This window comes from Mesorhizobium sp. M1143 (assembly GCF_040318435.1).
Classification (GTDB): domain Bacteria; phylum Pseudomonadota; class Alphaproteobacteria; order Rhizobiales; family Rhizobiaceae; genus Mesorhizobium.
Genome location: NZ_JAMYMJ010000161.1, coordinates 1 through 1,878, shown reverse-complemented (window position 1 = coordinate 1,878; position 1,878 = coordinate 1). Strand labels below are relative to the sequence as shown.

The window sequence follows — 1,878 nt, the reverse complement described above, 5'->3', positions numbered from 1 at the left end:
ATCGGGCGCGACGCCTTTCCATCGCGAGGCAAAATAGTCGGCCGCCGCCATCCTCCGCTGCGCTCCGGCCCTCCGCATCGCTGCGGGTGTCGGACCGTCCCGCCCGTGGGCTCTCGTCGCCATGAAGGCCGCGAGGGTCGCGGTCAAACCGACGGGAGCATCCCCATGAGAGAGCACGACGACACTGAACCGCACCACGCCGCTTCTGCGACCGATCACATCCTCACCGAACTCCAGCTCTATGGCTGGCGACCATTTGCGGACGAGCCCGATCCGCGACCGCTCCCCGGTGGCGACCAAGTGGCCGGAGCCGTGGCCGACATCTTTGACGCCCTCATCGTCACCCTGGCTGACACGCGCCTCGAACCCGACCTCGATGACTTGCTCTGGTCCCTCACCAATGTCTTCCACCGAGCTGTACAACGGATCGAGCGGCAACTGGAAGACAACGAGCAGGCCCAGCGCTGTCTGCAGCGCGAACAGGATGGCAGCGAGATCAAGGCGGTTGAACTCGAGACACTCACCGCCCAGGGCCAGACCATGATCGAACGGCGGGGCGCCTTCGAGCTCATGCGTGACCAGGCCGCCGAACACTACGATCAGTACACCGGTTCTGCCTGGCGACCGCGCACGGGGTCGATGGTAAACCACCACCATCTCACCGCCGCAATGATCGATAGCCGCGACTTCCTCGCGGCCAGGCGGCGCGCGGAAACCGAGGTCATGTTGCCGGCCGGCCCCAAGATCGCCTTCTCCGGCGGCGATACCGCCGATCACGAGATGATCTGGGCAAAGCTCGACCAAATCCGCGCCAAGCACCCCGACATGGTGCTGATGCACGGCGGATCACGCAAAGGCGCTGAAAAGATCGCCGCCCGCTGGGCCGATCATCGCAAGGTGCCGCAGGTCGCCTTCAAGCCCGACTGGAGCAGACACGCCAAGGCCGCTCCCTTTAAGCGCAACGACCAGATGTTGGCGGTCATGCCGATCGGCGTCATCATCTTTCCCGGCACCGGCATTCAGGAGAACCTCGCCGACAAGGCCCGCAAGCTCGGCATCCCGGTCTATCGATTAGGCGGCTCGTGAGCGCCCCCTTTGACCCTAGATCTTAGTCCAGGTTGGTCACCGCTATTCCACAATCTCACCGATGTGGAGGTATGTCTTTCACGACGCGAACGGCGGCTTCGCGCCTCATGACAGTCGGTTCCCCGGTTCAGTCCATTCACCAAAAGCGGGCGTCGCCAAACGGCCAGCCCTCAGGCTGTTATGTTCGCGGCAAATGCTCAGCTGGGCCGAATGGATGAGGCGCGACGATACCAGGCAAAATTCTGGGCACTCCGCCGGACTGTCACGAGTCCTCGAAGCGCAGGCCGATCTTTCCCGCTGCATGTTCCTGCACGCGTTCGGAAACGCAGATCCTGCCAGGCTCGGCGATCCTCTCCAGACGCGCGGCGATGTTGACCCCCGCGCCCAAGACGTGACCGTCCTGTTCGATGATGTCGCCGACGATCTTGCCGCGATGCGTGGCAATACAGGGATCGAGGTGGTCACGTTGATGGCTGTTCAAGCGCTCGAGGGCACCTTCTTCGTCAGCGCCCATCAGTTGACTGTACCCGGCGAGGTCAGCCGCAAGGATCGCCGAGAGCTTGCGCTCGACCCGACCGATTTCCATCCAGTCCCTCTGCAAGGCGTCAGGATCATATTTGCCCAGGTCAAGCGATCCAAGTCCGCTCTTCCGGTTTTCTTTGGGATCGCGTCAACCATGTCGGGCGCACCCGTTCGTACGGAGCAACTGGCGCTCCGCACGAGGGACAGGGCAACTCACTGGTGACTGGGTGCGTGCCTGACGAAGCTCTTCGTTTCGGCTGAGATAAATGC

General features: G+C 63.0%; 2 protein-coding genes. One reads left to right on the top strand and one right to left on the bottom strand.

Going from position 1 to position 1,878, the window contains the following annotated elements:
• Positions 1 to 165: 165 nt before the first annotated feature.
• Positions 166 to 1,086 (top strand): DUF2493 domain-containing protein, encoded by a 921-nt coding sequence (locus tag NKH35_RS31590; protein WP_023690439.1) that lies wholly within the window; start codon positions 166 to 168, stop codon positions 1,084 to 1,086.
• A 262-nt stretch (positions 1,087 to 1,348) separates the two neighbouring features.
• Here the strand turns inward: NKH35_RS31590 and NKH35_RS31585 are convergent, their stop codons facing one another.
• Positions 1,349 to 1,672, bottom strand: coding sequence for a nucleotidyl cyclase domain-containing protein (locus NKH35_RS31585; RefSeq protein WP_023690440.1), 324 nt, complete (start codon positions 1,670 to 1,672; stop codon positions 1,349 to 1,351).
• Positions 1,673 to 1,878 lie beyond the last annotated feature (206 nt).